Annotated in this window: 25 protein-coding genes; 10 read left to right on the top strand and 15 right to left on the bottom strand. The window is 44.8% G+C overall.

Translation table 11 applies throughout. From position 1 onward, the window contains the following. Nucleotides 1-8: 8 nt before the first annotated feature. From dprA to ACVLR6_RS00850, 3 genes are all read left to right on the top strand, one after another. Nucleotides 9-1,151 carry a DNA-processing protein DprA gene (gene dprA / locus ACVLR6_RS00860; protein WP_168391263.1) on the top strand — a complete coding sequence of 381 codons (1,143 nt, stop codon included), beginning with the start codon at nucleotides 9-11 and terminating at the stop codon, nucleotides 1,149-1,151. Nucleotides 1,152-1,195: 44 nt separating this feature from the next. Continuing rightward, nucleotides 1,196-1,762, top strand: coding sequence for an L-threonylcarbamoyladenylate synthase (locus ACVLR6_RS00855; protein WP_005181449.1), 567 nt, complete (start codon nucleotides 1,196-1,198; stop codon nucleotides 1,760-1,762). A gap of 156 nt (nucleotides 1,763-1,918) precedes the next feature. Further along, the gene (locus tag ACVLR6_RS00850) at nucleotides 1,919-2,071 is read left to right on the top strand and encodes a hypothetical protein (RefSeq protein ID WP_228152267.1); all 153 of its coding nucleotides are present in this window, start codon (nucleotides 1,919-1,921) and stop codon (nucleotides 2,069-2,071) included. A 70-nt stretch (nucleotides 2,072-2,141) separates the two neighbouring features. Here ACVLR6_RS00850 and ACVLR6_RS00845 read toward each other — a convergent pair whose 3' ends face one another. Further along, entirely contained in the window at nucleotides 2,142-3,053 is a 912-nt protein-coding gene (locus ACVLR6_RS00845; RefSeq protein ID WP_005181447.1) for a DMT family transporter, read from the bottom strand. Nucleotides 3,054-3,381: 328 nt separating this feature from the next. Between ACVLR6_RS00845 and ACVLR6_RS00840 the strand changes: the two genes are divergently transcribed. The 3 genes from ACVLR6_RS00840 (at nucleotide 3,382) to ACVLR6_RS00830 (ending at nucleotide 5,834) form a co-directional block, all read left to right on the top strand. Then, entirely contained in the window at nucleotides 3,382-3,924 is a 543-nt protein-coding gene (locus ACVLR6_RS00840; protein ID WP_455995645.1) for a glutathione peroxidase, read from the top strand. A 182-nt stretch (nucleotides 3,925-4,106) separates the two neighbouring features. Then, nucleotides 4,107-4,715 (top strand): hypothetical protein, encoded by a 609-nt coding sequence (locus tag ACVLR6_RS00835; RefSeq protein WP_455995643.1) that lies wholly within the window; start codon nucleotides 4,107-4,109, stop codon nucleotides 4,713-4,715. Nucleotides 4,716-4,835: 120 nt separating this feature from the next. Then, nucleotides 4,836-5,834 (top strand): pirin family protein, encoded by a 999-nt coding sequence (locus ACVLR6_RS00830; RefSeq protein ID WP_168384815.1) that lies wholly within the window; start codon nucleotides 4,836-4,838, stop codon nucleotides 5,832-5,834. Nucleotides 5,835-6,025: 191 nt separating this feature from the next. Here the strand turns inward: ACVLR6_RS00830 and ACVLR6_RS00825 are convergent, their stop codons facing one another. From ACVLR6_RS00825 to ACVLR6_RS00775, 11 genes are all read right to left on the bottom strand, one after another. Beyond that, nucleotides 6,026-6,508, bottom strand: coding sequence for a DUF2846 domain-containing protein (locus ACVLR6_RS00825; RefSeq protein WP_005181435.1), 483 nt, complete (start codon nucleotides 6,506-6,508; stop codon nucleotides 6,026-6,028). 135 nt (nucleotides 6,509-6,643) lie between these two features. Continuing rightward, nucleotides 6,644-7,063, bottom strand: a complete 420-nt coding sequence (locus tag ACVLR6_RS00820; protein ID WP_005181432.1) for a F0F1 ATP synthase subunit epsilon — start codon at nucleotides 7,061-7,063, stop codon at nucleotides 6,644-6,646. Between the two features lie 26 nt (nucleotides 7,064-7,089). Next, nucleotides 7,090-8,484, bottom strand: coding sequence for a F0F1 ATP synthase subunit beta (gene atpD, locus ACVLR6_RS00815; RefSeq protein WP_104490036.1), 1,395 nt, complete (start codon nucleotides 8,482-8,484; stop codon nucleotides 7,090-7,092). Between the two features lie 26 nt (nucleotides 8,485-8,510). Further along, nucleotides 8,511-9,380 carry a F0F1 ATP synthase subunit gamma gene (gene atpG / locus ACVLR6_RS00810; RefSeq protein ID WP_005181426.1) on the bottom strand — a complete coding sequence of 290 codons (870 nt, stop codon included), beginning with the start codon at nucleotides 9,378-9,380 and terminating at the stop codon, nucleotides 8,511-8,513. Between the two features lie 86 nt (nucleotides 9,381-9,466). Then, nucleotides 9,467-11,011: a F0F1 ATP synthase subunit alpha gene (gene atpA, locus ACVLR6_RS00805; RefSeq protein WP_005181412.1), complete on the bottom strand. Its 1,545-nt coding sequence runs from the start codon at nucleotides 11,009-11,011 to the stop codon at nucleotides 9,467-9,469. A 46-nt stretch (nucleotides 11,012-11,057) separates the two neighbouring features. Further along, nucleotides 11,058-11,594, bottom strand: coding sequence for a F0F1 ATP synthase subunit delta (locus tag ACVLR6_RS00800; RefSeq protein WP_005181408.1), 537 nt, complete (start codon nucleotides 11,592-11,594; stop codon nucleotides 11,058-11,060). 12 nt (nucleotides 11,595-11,606) lie between these two features. Beyond that, nucleotides 11,607-12,077 (bottom strand): F0F1 ATP synthase subunit B, encoded by a 471-nt coding sequence (locus tag ACVLR6_RS00795; RefSeq protein WP_005181403.1) that lies wholly within the window; start codon nucleotides 12,075-12,077, stop codon nucleotides 11,607-11,609. A gap of 40 nt (nucleotides 12,078-12,117) precedes the next feature. Then, on the bottom strand, nucleotides 12,118-12,363 hold the full coding sequence (gene atpE, locus ACVLR6_RS00790; protein WP_000424060.1) for a F0F1 ATP synthase subunit C: 246 nt from the start codon (nucleotides 12,361-12,363) through the stop codon (nucleotides 12,118-12,120). An 86-nt stretch (nucleotides 12,364-12,449) separates the two neighbouring features. Next, nucleotides 12,450-13,325, bottom strand: a complete 876-nt coding sequence (gene atpB / locus ACVLR6_RS00785; RefSeq protein ID WP_004970145.1) for a F0F1 ATP synthase subunit A — start codon at nucleotides 13,323-13,325, stop codon at nucleotides 12,450-12,452. 101 nt (nucleotides 13,326-13,426) lie between these two features. Next, the gene (locus ACVLR6_RS00780; RefSeq protein ID WP_005181400.1) at nucleotides 13,427-13,825 is read right to left on the bottom strand and encodes an ATP synthase subunit I; all 399 of its coding nucleotides are present in this window, start codon (nucleotides 13,823-13,825) and stop codon (nucleotides 13,427-13,429) included. Between the two features lie 171 nt (nucleotides 13,826-13,996). Beyond that, nucleotides 13,997-14,836 carry a metal ABC transporter solute-binding protein, Zn/Mn family gene (locus ACVLR6_RS00775; protein ID WP_455995640.1) on the bottom strand — a complete coding sequence of 280 codons (840 nt, stop codon included), beginning with the start codon at nucleotides 14,834-14,836 and terminating at the stop codon, nucleotides 13,997-13,999. A 136-nt stretch (nucleotides 14,837-14,972) separates the two neighbouring features. On the opposite strand from ACVLR6_RS00775, the gene ACVLR6_RS00770 reads away from it, so the two are divergent. From ACVLR6_RS00770 to znuB, 3 genes are read left to right on the top strand one after another with little or no spacing between them, the layout of a single operon-like run. Further along, the gene (locus tag ACVLR6_RS00770; protein ID WP_005181393.1) at nucleotides 14,973-15,470 is read left to right on the top strand and encodes a transcriptional repressor; all 498 of its coding nucleotides are present in this window, start codon (nucleotides 14,973-14,975) and stop codon (nucleotides 15,468-15,470) included. After that, entirely contained in the window at nucleotides 15,443-16,234 is a 792-nt protein-coding gene (gene znuC / locus ACVLR6_RS00765) for a zinc ABC transporter ATP-binding protein ZnuC (protein WP_455995638.1), read from the top strand. Before ACVLR6_RS00770 ends, znuC begins: the two co-directional genes overlap by 28 nt. Nucleotides 16,235-16,237: 3 nt before the next feature. Then, nucleotides 16,238-17,038, top strand: a complete 801-nt coding sequence (gene znuB / locus ACVLR6_RS00760; protein ID WP_455995636.1) for a zinc ABC transporter permease subunit ZnuB — start codon at nucleotides 16,238-16,240, stop codon at nucleotides 17,036-17,038. Nucleotides 17,039-17,105: 67 nt separating this feature from the next. Here the strand turns inward: znuB and ACVLR6_RS00755 are convergent, their stop codons facing one another. Further along, complete coding sequence (locus ACVLR6_RS00755) at nucleotides 17,106-17,726, bottom strand: LysE family transporter (protein WP_005181385.1); 621 nt, start codon at nucleotides 17,724-17,726, stop codon at nucleotides 17,106-17,108. Nucleotides 17,727-17,884: 158 nt separating this feature from the next. Here ACVLR6_RS00755 and ACVLR6_RS00750 point away from each other — a divergent pair, with 158 nt between their 5' ends. Continuing rightward, complete coding sequence (locus ACVLR6_RS00750) at nucleotides 17,885-18,805, top strand: Dyp-type peroxidase (RefSeq protein ID WP_005181383.1); 921 nt, start codon at nucleotides 17,885-17,887, stop codon at nucleotides 18,803-18,805. A gap of 97 nt (nucleotides 18,806-18,902) precedes the next feature. Here the strand turns inward: ACVLR6_RS00750 and ACVLR6_RS00745 are convergent, their stop codons facing one another. Both ACVLR6_RS00745 and ACVLR6_RS00740 read right to left on the bottom strand, forming a co-directional pair. Further along, on the bottom strand, nucleotides 18,903-19,301 hold the full coding sequence (locus ACVLR6_RS00745; protein WP_034598110.1) for a hypothetical protein: 399 nt from the start codon (nucleotides 19,299-19,301) through the stop codon (nucleotides 18,903-18,905). Continuing rightward, nucleotides 19,294-20,604: a glycoside hydrolase family 19 protein gene (locus ACVLR6_RS00740; protein ID WP_455995634.1), complete on the bottom strand. Its 1,311-nt coding sequence runs from the start codon at nucleotides 20,602-20,604 to the stop codon at nucleotides 19,294-19,296. The genes ACVLR6_RS00745 and ACVLR6_RS00740 overlap by 8 nt, the downstream gene beginning before the upstream one ends. Nucleotides 20,605-20,608: the final 4 nt, after the last annotated feature.

Raw genomic sequence — 20,608 nt, 5'->3', positions numbered from 1 at the left:
GATGAGCCATGCTGAATACGATATCACCCGGTCATCTCGCAACGATTCGCCTGTGGTATCTGGTTCAGCATTCGCTCCCCAGCTTTTATAAATTAATCCGGCACTTCGGTTCGGCCGCTGCGGCCACCGAAGCCGGCAACCTGCAGCGCTGGGCAGAACTGGGACTGCATCAGAACCATCTGCAACGCGCACGGGATTTTCATCAAGCACAGGCACAAGCCGACTTCCAGCACTTGCTGCAGCGCATCCAGCAACATACCGATTTTATTCTTATTCCCGAAGATGTCGGTTACCCCACCCAACTGCTGCCCTATGCCGATAAGCCACCGATTTTATTTGGTCAGGGACAGGCGCAACCTTTACTTCAGCCACAAGTGGCAATTGTCGGCAGTCGCAAAGCCAGTCCGCATGGCCGGCAGGTGGCTTATGACTTTGCCTATTATTTAAGTGAAAAAGGCTTTTTTATTAACAGTGGCCTGGCGCAAGGCATTGATGAAGCAGCCCATCAGGGCGGCCTAAAACATCAACGTACCATTGCCGTGATGGGTACTGGTCTGGACTTAACCTACCCAACCACACATCAGGGTCTGCGTGACCAGATTCTGCAACAGCATGGCACCATTATCAGTGAGTTCCTGCCACAGACCAAACCGCTACAGCAGCATTTTCCACGGCGTAACCGCATTGTCAGTGGACTTAGCCTGGGAGTGATTGTAGCCGAAGCCACGCTGGACAGCGGCTCGCTGATTACCGCCAAACTGGCGGCCGAGCAAGGTAAAACCGTGTTTGCCATTCCGGGACATATTTACAGTGAATTTCATCAGGGCTGCCATCAACTGATTCGGGAAGGCGCGATTCTGGTTGATCATCCGGAACAGGTCATTGAAGATCTGGCCTTGCCAACCCAATGGCTGAGCCAGCAGCAGGCGACCTTATCCGCTACAGCATCTGCAGCTGCCCACCCGACCTTACCCGAACATCTGTTGGCCCTATACAGCCAGCTGGACTGGGTCGGTAAAAACATGGACCAGCTGGCCAGCGAACTGCAACAGGAAACCGCCCATTTAACCGCTCAGTTAATGGAACTGGAGCTGCTCGGGATGGCAATGCAGCAATCGGGGCTATATCTGCGTTGTCGTCCATCGCAATAAGGTTCACAATAGTACACCCCGCATAACCTCGAAAGGTGTACCACATGATTACAACCTCTGTTGCCGAAGCAGCCACTTGTCTACAGCAAGGACAGGTGCTGGCCTATCCTACAGAGGCAGTTTGGGGTCTCGGCTGTGACCCGTATAACCAAGATGCTTTTATGCAGATTCTGCAACTGAAACAGCGTCCGATTGAAAAAGGCGTGATTTTATTGGCAGGTCATATTTCCCAGGTAGAACATTTGCTGCACAACCTGGCCGAACCACAGCGTCAACAGGTGATCGACTCCTGGCTCAATCCACCCGCAGAGCGTGCTACCACCTGGTTGTTGCCGGCAGGTGAGCATATTCCCAGCTGGATTAAAGGCCAGCATCCTAAAGTCGCGGTACGTGTAACCACGCATCCGCTCTGTGTCGCGCTATGTCATGCCTTTAGCGGCTTTATTGTATCGACCAGTGCCAATCCGGCCGGACAGGAACCGGCGCGCTCCCTGCAAGAGGCCAGCCAGTATTTTGGCAATCAGCTGAATTATTTAAATGGCGATTTGGGACTCAGCCAGTTACCTAGCCGTATTCTGGATGCTGAAACCGGTGCCGTGATTCGTGACTGAAGATCGGGCCAGAAATGAAAGAAATTTCAGGCAAAAAAAAGCTCAACCATATAGGGATGGTTGAGCATAAAAAAGGATGTGTATCAATCACATCCAGAGGGTATCGAAATCTCTGGGCAAATCAGCAACAGTCGCTGATCTGCGATGGAGCGTATTATGGGTGAACAGTTTAAAAAAAACAAATATATTTTAGCTCTTAAAAAGCAGCTTAAACCTATGATTAATCAACCATTATTTGAAAAAGTTCAAATTATCTTGCTCTTTTTAAAGTGCTTTTTAAAGAAGCTAAAAGCTACTCTCCTCGACTAAAGTCTATTTGCCTTTATTCACGAGATCATTCAAGCAAAAAATTAAGTTTGTTTGTTCGTTTTTTAGGCAATTATTTAGCTTTCAGCAGCACTGGCGCCACAGTTTTTTTCTGGGCCAGCACAATTCCGAACAGAATAATCGCCCCACCAATACTGTGATAAATGGTCCAGGCCTCTTTTAACCAGACAAAGGCAATTAAAGCGGTAAACACCGGCATCAGGTTCATAAAGATACTGGTGCGGTTCGGTCCCAGACGCTGAATCGCCATCATCCACACCAAAGGGGCAATTAATGAAGGAAAAATACTGGCGTAGATCACGCTGCCGGCATTGGCCATATTGATAGCATCAAGACCCAACCAGGCCACAAACGGCAGGTGATACAGCAGTGCAAACAGAATCTGCACATACAGGCTCAGCATTAACGGAATCTGCAGCTGCCATTTTTTCAGAAAAACCCCGTAAAAGGCATAGAAAAACACGGCAATAATCATCAGCAGATCGCCCCACTGACCACCGGCATGCAGCAAGCCCCAAGGATTGCCCTGCCCCATCACATAGATTAGCCCGGCAAAGGACAACAGGCTGCCAATAATGGCGTAGCGATTCGGAATATCGCGCAGAATCAGCATCGACACAAAAATGGTAAAAATCGGAATAAAGGCATTAATAATGCCCATATTGGTGGCGGTGGTGTAATGCGCAGCGGTATAGGCCAGTCCCTGATACAGCACCAGTCCAAAGGCACTCAGCACTGCCAGCTGTTTCAGATGCGGTACAATCAGGGCGCGTTCACGGATCACCCGCGGCAAAATAAACGGGGTCAGAATCAGAAAGGCAAAAAACCAGCGATAAAAACTGATGCTCACCGGCGAGATAAAGTCGGTCACATAGCGGGTCACGACAATATTCAGTGACCAGATCAGTACCGCACTGACCGGTAAAAGAATGGCCCAAGACAGCATTTTTTCTTGCTGTGTCATATTCTGTTCCTTGTTGAGTCGATCGGCCTGAAGCAGACGCTGCTTCCTGCGCTGAATGAATGCCTTTTCACTTTATTTTTAAACTTTCCTTGTGCCCTCATTCTAGTCCAATTTAACTGCTTTGGGGCAGTTCGCGATGGTGAAATCTTGTGCTGCGTTCAAATTGCTCCATCACTCCACTTTGCTGGGATTCCGCACCTGCTTAAAATATGCCGCATTGACACAGCGCTATACAAAAATCTGCCAAAAGCCGCAGCAATAGGTCTTGCGGGATTGGGCAAAGCCCGTTACAACAGAGAACGACAATAAATCACTTTAGGATAAACACATGGCATCTGTATATGACATTCCGGTCGTGACCATTCAGGGTGAAGAAACCACACTGAACCAGTATCAAGGCAAGGTGCTGCTGATTGTAAACGTGGCTTCTAAATGCGGTCTGACGCCGCAATATGAAGGTCTGCAAAAGCTTTATCAGCAGAAAAAAGAACAAGGTCTGGAAATTCTCGGTTTCCCGGCCAATGACTTTCTGGCGCAGGAACCCGGCAGCAATGAAGAAATCCAGCAGTTCTGTTCGCTGAATTATCAGGCAGATTTCCCGTTATTCGCCAAAATTTCAGTGGTGGGTGAAGATAAACATCCGCTATATGCTCGTCTGACCCAGGCCATTCCAGAACGGATTGGTGAAGGCCCATGGTGGAAAGATCTGGTGGATTATGGTCTGACCCCAAATGAACCACCTGAAGTGCTGTGGAACTTCGAAAAATTCCTGGTCAATAAAGAAGGTGAAGTGGTGGCACGTTTTGCCCCAGACATTCAGGCCGATGACCCACGTATTGTAGACGCAATTAATGCCGAACTGGCGCGTTAATTGTTTGCAGTAACAGAGAGGGTTGCGGCCCTCTTTTTTATAGATCTAGACATCCATAAGCCACGCTAATCACACCGCCTGCTTGTCCTGGAAAATTGTTATTGCTTTGCAACAATCTGTTTTTTATTTAATTAAAGCCCCTATATTAAACTGCAAGATAAAAAATTGTGATTGATCTTGCCATGAAACGCGCCTTTTCCCATTTTCTCCTGCCCTTGGGTCTGTTGAGCTCAGGTCTACTGCTGGTCGGCTGTGACCAGCCCAGCGCTCCGGTTTCGGAAGCCGATCCGGATACCGAAATCACCTCCCAGCAGCAAAGCCCAGCGCCACAAGCCGATTTAAAAAGTGGCAATATGTTTTATATTGTGCGCGATGTGGCTGATATGCAGCTGAAAGCCGGTGAGTATGTCGAGCAGTTACGCCAGACCCAGACCGAGCTACAACAGGCCATCAACAGTCAGGATCATCAACAGCTACAAACTGCAGCCAGCAAATTGCAACAGCAGTTACAAGGCTTTAATAGCGCCTTAAACAGTTTGAATTTAAAAAGTCAGGAAATTGACAATATTCGCCAGAACATTCTGCAAGCCAATGAACAGGTTCTGGCTTCGCCGTTTTTAAATGGCCAGATTGATCTCAGCAAAGTCGACTTTGCCAAAATTCAGCAGCAGATGGGCACGGTACAGTCTGAAATGGTGAAACTGGCCAGCATCCTGTTACAGTCAGAGAATTCTGAAAATACTGAAAGCGCAAACACTGACACTGAAAATCAGGCAGCAACTGAATCCTGATTTTCAGGCTCACTGCCCATCTGGGTGGTGAGTCTGCTTAATTGAGATAGCTTTTTGAGCTAATCCTGATGGTTAAAATTTAAAAAAATAATGCGTTCATTTAAAAATAAGAGGTCTGCCATGCAGCATCCACTGATTTATTCTGTTGTACCGGTGACATTCCGTTTAGATCTGAAAGATCCGTTTATCTTCTGTGCCCATCATCTGGATCATTTTCCGGCTGGCAATGCCCAACTGGGTCCGCAAACGTCACCACAAAATAAAGAATACAATATGTATTATGGCGATGTGGTGCCCGGTTTCCCTGAGCACCCACATACCGGTTTTGAAACCATTACCTTAGTGGAACAAGGCGTGGTCGATCATTTTGATTCACTCGGCAATGCCGGTCGCTATGCCGCTGGAGATGTGCAATGGCTGACCACCGGCAATGGAGTCGAACACTGCGAGATGTTTCCACTCGTGCATGAAGACCAAGCCAACCCAATGGAACTGTTCCAGATCTGGTTTAATTCATCGCCTGAGCAGAAGCAACAGCCAGCTGATTATAAAATGTTATGGCGCGAGCAGATTCCGCATGTAATTGAAGCCAATGCGGCAGGCCAGAAAGCTGATATCCGGGTAATTTCCGGCCAGTTTAAAGAAACCGATGCCCTGCCACGCCCACCTCATTCATGGGCAGCGCCGGCTGAAAACAAGGTGAATATTTACCTGATTACCTTAGCGCCCGAAGCTGAAGTGACCATTCCAGCCACCAGCGCCAGTTCGACCCGCTTCTGTTATTTCTATCAGGGTAAGAGTTTAGAGCTTGAAGGTCAGCAGATGGACGTGAAACATCTGGCCGAACTAAAACCGGATGTCGAGATTCATTTAAAAGGCGGACTACTTGAATCCCGGATTCTATGGCTTGAAGGTGAGCCAATTGGTGCACCGGTAGCCATGCGCGGACCGTTTGTACTAAATAGTGAAGATGAACTGAACGCTGCCTTTAAACGTTACCGCGACACCCATTTTGGTGAATGGCCATGGCCGAGTCCGGCACCGGTGTTTGAACGCAAGCAGCCACGTTTTGCGACTTATCAGGGTGGTGAGCATAAGGAATATCCTGAACAGCTCTAAATTCTATTTTTATGAGAACAGCTTGGCATGTTTCAGGCTATTTTTATGAAAAATTAAACAATGAAATTATCAGAGTTTGGAAAAATGGATATAGAGCTGGGTTAAGTAAAGATGAATGAAAGTCTTTAGATCAAAAGCAAGTGTTTGCGATTTACACCTTGCAGCAACCGCAAACACAGATGTGGAAATTATTATTTAGGAAGTTGAATAGAAGGCTTAGAACATTTGCCGCCTACTGCCAAACTGTATTTTTCAATCGCCTGCTGACCTTCAGTCTCATCAACCAATTTTACGTTTGCACCACCAACAAATACACCTGGTTTAATGTATTGTTGAACATAATAGTTTTTCCCACTTTGTGTAGTTACGTTCAGGTGATTAGGAGAAAACTCTGATTCTGTAGACACAATATGTGTTTTACCACCTTCTACCTCTGTATAAAAATAAACACCACGTGCAGTTTCACCCAAGCACTCACCATTAACCCAAATATCTTTCTTGAGTCCTGCACCTACAACGCTATTCGAGCGGTACACATAGATTCCTGCTTGACCTGCTTGTGGCGCTTGAATCTTTTTTTGTTGCTGCACTGCTTGTGGATCTGCTTTCGGAACCGAAGCACAACCAACAAAACCTAATGATAATAATAGCGGTAAAATAATTTTATTTGACACCCCAAATTCCCCTTATTTATTTTTTAAGAGCATGAGATATAACAAATATATAAGTTATTTACTAATATATTCCATTAAATAGTATTCATAAAAAAACCACCCTTTCGGGTGGTTTCTTCAATCTTAAACCAGCAATTACATTGCGCGGTTTTTGATTTTGCGGATCGTTTCCAACTGTGCAGCAGTTTCTGCCAAAGCAGCCAAAGCAGCAGCAGCGTCCAAATCGCTCTTTTGATTCGCCAGCAATTGTTCAGCGTGTTTACGCGCTTCAATAATTGCCGCTTCATCCAAGTTTTCTGCACGGACTGCAGTATCTGCAAGAACCGTAACAACGTGCGGTTGAACTTCTAGAACACCACCAGATACATAGATTAATTCTTCTGTACCATTTTCCAAAATAACGCGGATCGCGCCAGGTTGGAGCAAAGTTACCAGCGGAGCGTGGCCAGGCATAATACCCAACTCACCGCCAGCACCTTTTGCAATTAGCATAGTTACAGTGCCAGAGTACAAAGACTCCTGAACACTTACAACGTCACATTGCATAGTCGCCATGAGAACCTCCTAAATTAGGTAGCTAATTAAAGTTTCTCGGCTTTAGCAATCACTTCGTCAATACCACCAACCATATAGAACGCTTGTTCTGGGATGTGATCGTATTCACCAGCTAGAAGACCTTTAAAGCCACGAATCGTTTCTTTAAGCGGTACAAGTTTACCAGGCGCGCCAGTAAATACTTCAGCTACGTGGAACGGTTGAGAGAAGAAACGTTGGATCTTACGTGCACGGTATACAGTAAGTTTGTCTTCTTCTGACAATTCGTCCATACCAAGAATTGCGATAATGTCTTTCAATTCTTTGTAACGTTGAAGAACGTTTTGAACTGAACGAGCGATTTCGTAATGCTCAGTACCTACTACAAGTGGATCTAACTGACGTGAAGTAGAGTCAAGTGGATCGATCGCAGGGTAAATACCTTGAGAAGCGATGTCACGGCTCAATACAACAGTTGCGTCCAAGTGAGCGAACGTAGTTGCAGGCGATGGATCTGTTAAGTCATCGGCAGGTACGTATACCGCTTGGATTGACGTAATAGAACCAGACTTAGTAGATGTAATACGTTCTTGAAGAACACCCATCTCTTCTGCAAGAGTCGGTTGGTAACCTACTGCAGATGGCATACGACCTAGAAGTGCTGATACTTCAGTACCCGCTAGTGTATAACGATAGATGTTGTCAACGAACAATAGTACGTCACGGCCTTTACCGTTTTCGTCTTTTTGATCACGGAAGTACTCAGCCATAGTCAAACCAGTCAACGCTACGCGTAAACGGTTACCTGGTGGCTCGTTCATCTGACCGTAGACCATTGCTACTTTGTCAAGAACGTTAGAGTCTTTCATCTCGTGATAGAAGTCGTTACCTTCACGAGTACGCTCACCAACACCAGCGAATACAGATAAACCTGAATGCGCTTTCGCGATGTTGTTGATCAACTCCATCATGTTTACAGTTTTACCAACACCGGCACCACCGAACAGACCAACTTTACCACCTTTCGCGAACGGGCATAGTAAGTCGATGACTTTAATACCAGTTTCTAGAAGGTCAGTAGAAGCCGCTTGTTCTGCATAAGAAGGCGCTTGACGGTGAATTGGTAAACGCTCTTCAGTTGCAACTGGACCAGCTTCGTCGATAGGGCGACCAAGAACGTCCATGATACGACCAAGTGTCGCTGTACCTACTGGTACAGAGATCGGCGCGTTAGTGTTAGTTACGTTCAAACCACGTTTAAGACCTTCAGTAGATCCCATCGCAATTGTACGTACAACGCCGTCACCAAGTTGTTGCTGAACTTCTAAAGTAGTTTCAGTGCCATCAACGTGAAGAGCGTCATAGATCTTAGGAACGCTGTTGCGTTCAAACTCGACGTCGATAACCGCGCCGATGATCTGAATGATACGACCGCTACTCATTGCTGTCTCCTCAATTCAAAATAATGTTAAACGGCAGCGGCACCACCAACGATCTCAGAAATTTCCTGAGTAATCGCGGCTTGACGCAGCTTGTTATAAATAAGTTGTAGGTTCTTGATAAGCTCACCTGCGTTATCTGTCGCAGCTTTCATTGCGACCATACGTGCAGATTGCTCACAAGCGATGTTTTCAATCACACCTTGATACACCACAGACTCAATATAACGAACCAATAAACCATTCAGCAGTTCTTCTGCTTCTGGTTCATAGATATAGTCCCAACCGTATTGACGGTTCAGGGTCTTGTCTTCTTCAGCAGCTGCTAAAGGAACAAGCTGTTCGATTTTTTGATTTTGAGTCATGGCATTGACAAAGCCGTTGGACACCAGATAAATACGATCTAACTCGCCTTTATCATAAGCGTCTAACATCACCTGTACAGAACCAGATAACTGTTCAAGACTTGGTGTATCACCTACGTTTGTAGTTGCACCTAGTACTTTACCGCCGTAGTTTTTAAAAAACGAAACCGCTTTTTGACCAATTAAAGCAAATTGAACTTCAATTGACTGCTCTTGTTGCTGTTGTACGTGTTTGACCACTTTTTTGAACAAGTTAATGTTCAAACCGCCTGCCAAACCACGATCTGAAGAAACAATGATATAGCCAACGCGCTTCACAGGACGTTCAACCATATAACGGTGTTTATATTCAGGATTCGCTTGTACCAAATGAGCAATTACACGGTGCATATTTTCGGCATACGGACGGCCTTGAGCCATGCGCTCTTGCGCACGACGCATCTTAGAAGCAGCTACCATTTGCATCGCTCGAGTAATCTTCTGCGTGCTCTTGATACTAGCTACTTTGGCGCGAATTTCTTTTAAGTTTGCCATACGCTTAACCTAGTATTCGAAGGCCCTTTCGAGCCCTCGAAGGTTGATCCGTGAACCAAACCAACACTAATTAGCAAAGTGCTAAATTAGTAAGTTTGAGTCGCTTTAAAGCTTTCAATACCTGCTTTGATTGCAGCTTCGATGTCTTTGTTGTAATCACCAGTTTCATCGATTTGTTGCATTAACGCAGCGTGCTCTGAACGGAAGTAAGAAATTAACGCAGCATCAAAGTCTACGATTTTCTTCACTTCAACGTCAGCCATGTAGCCTTCGTTAGATGCATAAACTGAAACAGCCTGGTCAGCAATTGAGTAAGGCGCATATTGTTTCTGCTTCATTAACTCAGTTACGCGTTGACCATGTTCAAGTTGCTTACGAGTTGCTTCGTCAAGGTCAGAAGCGAACTGAGCAAACGCTGCCAATTCACGGTATTGCGCCAAAGCGGTACGGATACCACCAGACAATTTTTTGATGATCTTCGTTTGAGCCGAACCACCAACACGCGATACAGAAATACCGGCGTTCACCGCAGGACGAATACCCGCGTTGAATAATGATGTTTCAAGGAAGATCTGACCATCAGTAATCGAAATTACGTTAGTCGGTACGAATGCAGATACGTCACCTGCTTGAGTTTCAATAATCGGCAATGCAGTTAATGAACCAGTTTGGCCTTTAACTTCACCGTTAGTGAATTTCTCAACATAGTCAGCAGATACGCGAGAAGCACGTTCAAGTAGACGTGAATGTAGATAGAATACGTCACCTGGGTAAGCTTCACGACCTGGTGGACGACGAAGAAGCAATGAAATTTGACGGTAAGCAACAGCTTGCTTAGACAAATCATCATAAATAATTAACGCGTCTTCACCACGATCACGGAAGTATTCGCCCATTGTACAGCCAGCATAAGGCGCCAGATACAGCATTGCTGCTGGATCAGCTGCAGCTGCTGCTACAACAGTGGTATACGCCATAGCGCCAGTTTCTTCCAGCTTGCGTACTACGTTCGCGATAGTCGATTGTTTTTGACCAATTGCTACGTATACACACTTAATGCCAGAGTTTTTCTGAGCGATGATCGCATCGATCGCCATAGCTGTTTTACCAGTCTGACGGTCACCAATGATCAACTCACGCTGACCACGGCCAACTGGGATCATTGTATCTACTGATTTATAACCAGTTTGTACAGGTTGATCCACTGATTGACGCCAAATTACGCCTGGTGCTACTTTTTCTACAGCATCAGTTAATTTCGCATCAATTGGGCCTTTACCATCAATTGGGTTACCCAAAGCATCTACGACACGGCCTAAAAGTTCTGGACCAACCGGAACTTCTAATACACGACCTGTACAACGAGCTTTTTGACCTTCTTGAAGGCCTAAGTAGTTACCTAAAACAACGACGCCCACTGAATCCTGTTCTAGGTTCAGTGCCATACCGTATAAGCCGCCGTCGAATTCGATCATTTCACCGTACATTGCATCAGCAAGACCGTGAATGCGCACAATACCGTCGGATACCATAACAATGGTACCTTCGTTTTTAGCGGTCGCGCTGGTGTCCAGATCGCCGATACGCTGTTTAATGAGCGCACTGATCTCGGATGGATTCAGTTGTTGCATTGCGCTATACCTCAATCTTTTTAAAGTTCAGTCTTCTTATATGCAATTACGCAAGAAGACGAGTCCGCATTTTTTCAAGCTTGTTAAGCGCAGAATCATCTATCACTTGGTCGCCTGCACGAATAACAACACCCGCGATTAACGCCGGGTTGACTTCTACTACAATAGAAACCGTGCTGTTGAAACGCTTTTCCAGCGCCGCTTTCAACACTTGTTCCTGGTCAGCAGACAATGGGAAAGCCGATTCAATTACGACGTCCACATTGTTGTTATTCTGTGATTTGAGCTGTTCATATTCTGCTTGAATTTCAGGCATTAAAGACAAACGATCATTTTCAGCAAGCAAAGTCAAAAAGTTTGACAATGCTGCAGTCTGGTCTTCACCTAAAACTTTTGCAAAAACACTCACCTGCTCTGCAGGAGTAAGCTCAGGGCGATTTAAGTAAGCTGAAAATGCTTCGTCTTGTACCGCAGCACTGAGCAATGCTAGTGCTTGTGACCAACTGTCAGTTGCACTTTGCTCAGAGGCATAAGCATATGCTGCTTTCGCATATGGGCGTGCCAACGTCAAGAGTTCAGCCATATTTCGCCTCGCTTAAAGTTTAGCAGCCAGCTGGTTCAGCATGGCATTGTGAGCTTCTGCGTCAACTTGCTGGCTAAGAATTTTCTCAGCACCGGCAACTGCCAAAGCAGCGACTTGTTGACGTAATTCTTCGCGAGCAGCATTGATTTCAGTATCAACAGCTTCTTTCGCCTGTTGACGGATACGCTCACCTTCAGCAGATGCTTGAGTACGCGCTTCTTCGACCAATTGTGCTGCACGACGGTTCGCTTGTTCGATCAATTGAGCCGCTTGTGCTTTCGCTGCATCTAGCTCTGCCTTAACTTGTGCTTGCGCATCAGCAAGGTCAGCTTTTGCTTTTTCAGCAGCATTTAAGCCATCAGCGATGCGACGCTGACGCTCACTAATCGCATTGATTAGTGGTGGCCATACAAACTTCATGCAGAATGCGACGAAAATCGCAAATGCAATCGCTTGGCCAATCAATGTGAGGTTGATATTCATTGCTATTCCTCAAATAGTGGATTTTTGGGAATTAAGCTGATTAACCTACAAATGGATTAGCGAAGATGAAGAACAAGCCAATACCAACACCGATCATAGGCACAGCATCAAGAAGACCCGCGATTAAGAACATACGAGTTTGAAGTTGTGGAGCCAATTCTGGCTGACGTGCAACAGCTTCAAGGAAGCGACCGCCCAAAAGACCAAAACCAATCGCAGTACCTAAAGCACCGAAAGCGATCAAGATAGCAGATGCAATTGCAACTAGACCTAAAGTGAGTTCCATGAAAAATTCCTCAGAGGTTAGGTTTTATACCAAATTAAGTTAAAAAATTGTGTGCCCAACCGCCCGATGACAGTTAGGCCATACCATTAATGCTTTTCGCTTGCCATGCTCATGTACACGATTGTCAACATCATGAAAATGAATGCTTGTAGCGTAATAATCAAAATGTGGAAAATCGCCCAAGGCACAGACAATGCCCACTGGATCCAGAACGGTAATAACGCGATAAGAATGAAGATTAACTCACCCGCATACATGTTACCGAACAGTCGTAGAGCCAATGAAACTGGTCGCGCCAAGAAAGTAGTCAATTCCAACAATAAGTTGAATGGAATTAAAAGCACTTTAGCAACTGGATTACTTGGGTTAAATGGGTTAAGTGCCAACTCACCAACGAAGCCGCCAACACCTTTCTCACGAATACTATAGAAAATAATTAAGAAGAATACAGAAATAGACATACCTAAGGTAATGTTTGGATCTGTAGTCGGAACAATTTTAAAGTAAACCTGATGAGGGTCCACACCCAGCATAGATGCAATCGCCTGTTGAGCTACATAAGGAATAAAGTCAACAGGGATTAAATCCATCAAGTTCATGAGGAAAATCCACACGAAAATGGTTAATGCTAAGGGTGCAATTAATCGAGACTTCCCATGGAAGGTATCACGTACACTTGAATCTACAAACTCGATAATCACTTCAATTACTGACTGGAATTTACCAGGCACGCCTGAATTTGCAGCTTTCGCGACAATCCAGAACAATAAACAGAAGATCAGACCAAGTCCGATAGACCAACCCATTGAATCCAAGTGAATAGCAGTGAACCCCATCTGTTGAGCTTCTTCAGCAGACTCAGCCAACTTCCATGAACCGTCTGGCATTTTGCCGTACGTCATGTTGGTCAAGTGATGCTTGATATACTCGGTCGAAGTAAGGGCATGTTCTTCAGCAGCCATAAATCACACCTGGTCAATGTCAAAAACAAAAGAGGGAACGAATATCGCGTGCTGCTTGATATCTCGCTCATCTCCTAAAAACTTTTCAATTTTTGCTGCGCCTATACTCGTTTTTGTAGACGTGACACCCAAAACGGAGCGACCCACGACATGGCCTGAACGAGAATAAAACCACAAAACAATGCAACCGGAGACAACGGCTCGACATTGCTTAAAATTAAAATGAATCCTACGATCACAATCGCAAACTTACCGAGCATGCCCCTATACATGTTCGACAGAACTTGTTTAGATGCTCTCGCGCCTGCTGCGCGGAACGACTGCCAGGAAAAATAACAACTTGCAACCCAACATACCAATGCACCAAGTGCGGCACTCAAGGCGGCTGTAGCATCTTTGAATATCCAGGCAATCAATGCAGCAACAGGTATCATGAATGCTTGCAAGAAGACCAAAGCTTTCGCTAATCGTCGGTCAATCAAGCGACTAGTTCGGCTCATTTACTTTCCACTCACAGCATAAATGCTTGACAAGTTTAACTGATGATCGTTTTTTATCGCAGGCATTATAGAGTTACACCCCTGAACATGCAATCTTTTCCCGATCTTAGTCGTATTTTTTTGCACAACTGTAACCGTATTGTCATAATTCAAATTTGCCGCCAAAACGCGCTATTTTTGCGCATTTATTACACATTTTTGCGTTTGGGTAGCCAATTTCTGCCAGGCCTGCACAAAGTCCCCTGCCCCACTCATACTTTCGTCGACCATTTGAAACACAATCGGATTCAGGCGCTGATACTGGCTCTTGCTGGCATGACCTTCGGCCAGTAAACACATTTTCGTGTTTGGACGATGATCATTCATATATTTAATTTGCGCCACCGTCGGAGCGACATGCGGATCATGGGTCAGTGCGCCGGCAAACTTCAGATTCAGCGGACGTTCCAGATATTGATAGGCATCATGATAAGACCAGTAGGCTTTGGCCGAGGCTTTGCTTTTAAACTTGTCTGCGGTCAGGAGCAGCTCTTGGGCAAAGGCACGGGCATTGGCCCAGTACTGTTCACGCTGCTCAGGCACCTGCTGGGAACGCAAGGCCGCAATAAAAAAGCCAATACGAATGGCATTGTTCGGATCAAGCCAGACATGCGAGTCGACCGTATCTTTTAATGCTGCACCACGAGGGCTACGCTGTGGTAGCGTTTGCAAAATGCCAGAATCTAGCAATGAAATAGCTTTGCTCTGATTGCTGAACAGTTTTTCTAGAGGCGCTTCATGCGCTTTGCCCAGCCAGATCACCAGACCTGCATCCTGAATGGTCTTGCGATGTGCAGGAGTCAAACTGACATCATGTCCGGTCTGGTCGGCCAATAATAAGATCGGGGTTTCTATGCCTTGTGTAATTTCCTTGGCAATCAGATAAATCGGCTGTGTCGAAATAACAAGACTTTGAGACCAACTCAAGGTACTGAACAAAGCCAGAGCACAGAAGGCGAAAAAACGGGACATGAGCGCAAAATCATAAAACAGGATAGATGTTATATTATAACAAAATAACAAAAATACCTATGTATAATCGAATCTGACTATACTTCATGTTAAAATTTAATGTCCGATTTTCCTCCTACATTTCCTTGGGGTAGCTATGAGCTTATGTTCTCATGAACATCATGATGCATTACATGGCGTGCACGACCATCAAAATATTGAGCAGCGTCTTGCTGAAGCCGAAAGTCTCTGTGCCGCCACAGGTGCTCGCCTGACCCCACTTCGTCGTGAAGTGCTGGAACTGATTTTAAATGCCTCGGGCCCGATGGGGGCATACGACCTGCTGGCCAAAATTAAAAGTGAGTCAGATCGTCCGGCGGCACCACCAACCGTGTACCGCACCCTCGACTTTTTATTAGAAAAAGGGCTGATTCACCGTTTAACTTCTATTAATGCCTATATTCCCTGCTGCCATCCGCGCGAAGGCCATCAGGCGGCGTTTTTAATTTGCACCGAATGCAAAGTGGTCAAAGAAGCTTCTGCGCAGGGTTTACTGCAGCAACTGGCAGAGCTGTCGGCTTCGGACCACTTCACCGCCCATCACAGTATTATCGAGATTTCTGGTTTATGTCAGCACTGCGCCAGCAAACGCTAAGTCCTGCGCCGCTGATTCGTCTTGAACAGATTCAAGTCCGGATTGATGAGCGTGATATTTTAAAACAGGTCGATTTCTCTTTGTATGAGAAAGAAATTGTCACGCTGATTGGTCCGAATGGTGCCGGCAAATCGACGCTGATTAAAGTCATGCTCGGTATTGTCAAACCCACGGCTGGCAAAGTACTGGCCGCTAAAAAACTGAAATTCTCCTATGTACCGCAGAAATTCAATCCTTCGCATAGCTTGCCGTTAAGAGTCAAGGATCTGCTGGCTTTAGAAAAATGTAGCAGCGCTTTAAAAGCAGAAATTATCCGCGACACCGGCATTGCCAAGCTGGAAAATTCCAAAGTGCAGCAATTGTCAGGTGGTGAACGGCAGCGGGTATTACTGGCCCGCGCCTTATTGCGCCAACCCGATGTGCTGGTGCTGGATGAACCAATGCAGGGGCTGGATATCCAGTCGGAAGCCGAGCTGTATGACTATGTGCGTAGCCTACCAGAAAAATATGGCTGTGCCGTGCTGATGGTCTCACATGATCTGCAATGGGTCATGCAAGGCACGCATCGGGTGGTATGTTTAAATAAACACATTTGCTGTAGCGGCTTGCCCGAAAGCGTGCAGCAGCATCCGGAATATCAGGCCATTTTTGGCACCAACCGGGTGTTCTATCAGCATCATCATGATCATTGTGCGCATGGCGACCATGCCGAGCCGTGTCAGCATGATTCCCGTCCCCATATTCACCCTGAACCGGAAGTCTAAACCATGATGGATTGGTTATCGTTATTACTTCCGGCCTGGATCATGGGCACTTTACTGGTGTTTCTGACCGCGCCACTCGGCTGTCTGATGCTGTGGCGCCGGATGTCTTTTTTTGCCGATACCATGGCACATGGCACCTTATTAGGCGTGGCCATTGCCGGCGCCTTGAGCTTACCGCTGTGGATGGGCGTTACATTTTTAGCCTTATTACTGGTTGGTATTCTTTGGATTCTGCATGATCCGCGCTTACCGAATGATGCCCTGCTGGCCTTATGCTCTGCGACCCTGCTCTGCTCCGGTCTACTGTTTATCCAGCACATTCCAAGCCTGCGCCCGGAACTGCTCAGCTACCTGTTTGGTGATCTGCTCACGATCTCCTGGGCTGATTTACCCATCTTTGCGCTGGTGATTGTCGGTGCACTGCTGGTTCTATATAAGTATTGGCAAACCCAGATTCAGATTGCCATTGATCCGGATATTGCTGCCAGTGAAGGTATTCATGCCCAGTGGCAACGTCTGATTTTTATGTTGCTGCTGGCCCTGTTTACGGTTCTGGCATTACGCGCGGTCGGCTCGCTATTGATGGGTGCGCTGCTGGTGATTCCGGCGCTCACGGCACGACTGCTGGCGCATTCTCCGAAACAGATGGTGATTTGGGCTTTTGTGATTGCACAAATTGGGGTAACGGTTGGTTTATGGTCCAGCGCCGGCTTAAATACCTCGACCGGTCTGACTATTGTGCTGACCATGGCGGTGATTTTTGCCCTGATCTTTACCATGCAGAAATTTAAAAAACTGGCCTAAACAATCAACCGAAAGGTTCCATCTAGCCCTCTCCTCTTTATCATTGAGAGGGGAAAATCAACATCTATTACTGATGCACCAGACTTAATAAAAATGCAGCACCAGCAAACAGACCGGCAAACGTCCGGTTCATGACTTTCTGCTGACGCGGTGACTTTAACAATCTTAAAACCTTAGCTGCCAGGCCGGTATAGCCCGCCATCACAATCAGATCAATCGTAATCATGGTTGCTGCCATAATCAGATATTGAATCCACTGCGGTTTGGATAAATCCAGAAATTGTGGCAAGACAGCCAGCAAAAATACAATCGCTTTCGGATTGCTCATATTCACCAGAAAACCGTTCAGCAGCAGTCGTCCAGCTGATTTCTGTGGTAAATCCTGCCGGATTTCAATCGAGTGTACCGGCGCTTTCCATTGCAGATAGGCCAGATACAGCAGATACGCTACCCCGAACCATTTCACTGCCAGAAAAGCCCAAGGCGTGGTCGCAAATAGCACGCCCGCGCCGGCCGCCACAATCGCAATCTGTACCAGCAGCGCCAGTTGCAGCCCGATGGCATTCCAGTAACCATGACGAAAACCGTAATTCAGCCCACTCGACATCGAGGCAATCGCACCTGCGCCCGGCGACACACTAATCACCCAACAGGCCAGCATATAGGCCAGCCAAATCTGATAAGACATGGTAATTCACCACAAAAATGACAGATTATTATATGACGATTCATCTTTTAAGTGCGCAGTAAAGAGGCAATAAAAATCTGATCCAGAGACTGTTAAGCTGCTACCGGTTCAGGCACAATAGTTTTAGTGATTGATTATTAAAAACTTAGGAGCCATGAATGACAGCTCAATCTGTAATCTTGCCATTACCTTCAGATCATGCCCGTTTTATTGTTTTACGTTTAAAAGATTTAACTCTTGAGCAATTAAAAGAAAAATTAGCTGATCTTTTTAATACCCGTGATCGCCTGATTACCCAGCATCCTCATGCACAAATTAAAACTGCCGTGGCCTTTGGACCTGAACTTTGGGCACAACTGTACTCCCAAACTCCAGCTGGCTTTAAGCAGTTACAACCGATTGAAGGCGCATTCCAGATGCCTGTCGTACCGGCAGATGTACTCATTCATATTGCCAGTGCCCGTGCGGATATCTGTTTTGCCCTGAGCCAGTCTTTCTTTGAGGGTATTCAGGATCAGGTTGATGTTCTGGATGAGCGGGTCTGCTTCCGCTATTTTGATGGCCGCGACATGACCGGCTTTATTGATGGCACAGAAAACCCGCAATTCCCGGATGACCGTGCTGAAGTCGCTTTACTGGGCGAAGATGCCGGCATTTTTGAAGATGGTTCCTTTGTCTTTGCCCAGCGTTATGCACATGATTTAGATAAATGGAAACGTCTGAAAGTCGATGCACAAGAACAAGTGATGGGTCGCACCAAACTTGAGTCGATTGAGCTGGATGATGAGGTGAAACCTGACAATGCCCACGTCGCCCGTACCGTAGTTGAAGATGATGAAGGTGAAGAAATGGAAATTCTGCGTCATTCCCTACCGTATGGGGATGGGCAAGGTGACCAAGGCTTATTCTTTATTGCCTATACCAAGGATTTAACCATTCTGGATGCGATGCTTGAGCGTATGTTTGGCACCTCGGGAGATGGTATTCATGACCGTTTACTGCATTTTGTCACCGCTTTAGATGGCGCTTACTACTTCGCTCCAAGTGAAGAGTTGCTGGAAACAGTGCTGGAAGGATAATTTATAAAGCCGACGAGAGTCGGCTTTTTTAGTAATAATTTAAAGTTATCAGCTAGCGTTTAATTTCTCAGAGTGATATTTAAATTAAATATTAATTTCAAAAACAGGTTGCGTTAATTTTATTTAAATTAAATCTAGTTTCATCGAGATCTTTAACTTCTTTATTAATTGGCGTATATGTTGCCCCCCAAAATTCATTACCTTTTGAGATAAACGTAAAACTGGCTACCTCTCTATTATCCTCTAATTCTTTATAGGTTGTTTCCAATGCTTTTGACTCATCATCATAAATAACAGTTTTTACTTCCTTTAACTTATGAAAGGAAGTAAAAGGTCTATGGATTATTCTAGAGTTGTATCTATCAAAAGCAATTTCTATCTTCGATGTATCATCCTTTAGACAATAGTATACTTCAGATATAAGTGTTTCACTTGTTTTTGCACAAGATATCATTGAAAATAAATAAATTATTATAAATATAAGCTTTTTAACCACTTAATTTTCTCCTAGCTAATACTTCTGCTCTTTCCTGTGTGTAGCCATATCTCTTAGGTGGTTTAAATTTTTGATTCTTGGAAAGTTCAATAAATCTTGCATAACCTTTTCTTGCTTCACTTAATGATTTTGTACATCCAATTTTCTTGTATTCAGGGTCATGCCACAACCCCCAACCAAATACCTCACCAACCATATCATTAACTATACTATTCTCTAATTTAAAATCATCTAACGAACTTAATAAAGATTGATCAATTATTTTACAATTCCCAACTTTTAAAATTTTAAAGGCTCTCAATAAATATGCTTTTCTATTTTCTCTACCCCCATGATTATCATTATCAAAATGATTAAAACCACCATTAATTATTGCAGAAACACCTATCAAATCATTTTTTAAAGCAAGTTCATTTAGGTCTCTAGCTTTACCCTTCCTCCAAAACCATGCTGCAGAATCAACAGCATACTTAGGACTAGAAATTTTAACTCTATTTACTCCTGTAAAGTCTTCACCTTTAAACTTACCATAAGCAATATAATTATCTTTCCAAGTTAATTGAATAAGCCCTCTTCCTTTATATCCACCATAGTTATTTTTTTCATATTCAGCCGAAACTCGCTCTTCTAAATACTTGTACTCACCAGTTTCTAAAAATGTTTGTGAAATAAAATAGGCCTTTTGTATACATTTATCTATTTTATAAATTTTAAATGAATCATTAATTGGTGCTATAAATTTAGATAAGTGCTTTGTACTTCCTACTGCCAAAGCCTTTAAATCATCCAAAGTGATATCTCTTCCACATGCACAATCATGTAGCTTTATATTCTGCTCAATTATTGGCTCATTTTTTTCAGTCAAACCTTTAACAATATCAACATCTAGATGTAATTTAATAGCTTCCTCTTTAACTCTTTTGGCCACATAACTTACTGGATCTAAAGGCTTTCCATCTGGTTTGAGTACAGTAAATTGTAATCTCTGCCCAACCATACTTATTAACGGCAGTTTTCCATTGGAAATCGAATAAACCTTTTTCTTCCCGGTAGCTACAATTAACATCTCAATATTTGTTTTTTCAATAACGTAATTACTACCTTCACGATCTACAAGTGTTAATGTAGAAGTACTTTTAAACTTTTCATAGGGTTCATCTAATTGAATCAGAATAGGTTTTTCTGTGCCATTACCTGAATTAAGCGATCTTTTTAAAACAAACTCATCATTCGATGTTAAGGCTAAAAATTCAATATCACGATTAGCCGAAGAGAGGACTTCAACTCCATTGCTGTCCCACAATTTT

The sequence above is a fragment of the Acinetobacter sp. T63 genome (assembly GCF_053852345.1).
The sequence above is the reverse complement of the archived record's forward strand: the minus strand, read 5'-3'. Positions and strand labels throughout refer to the sequence as shown.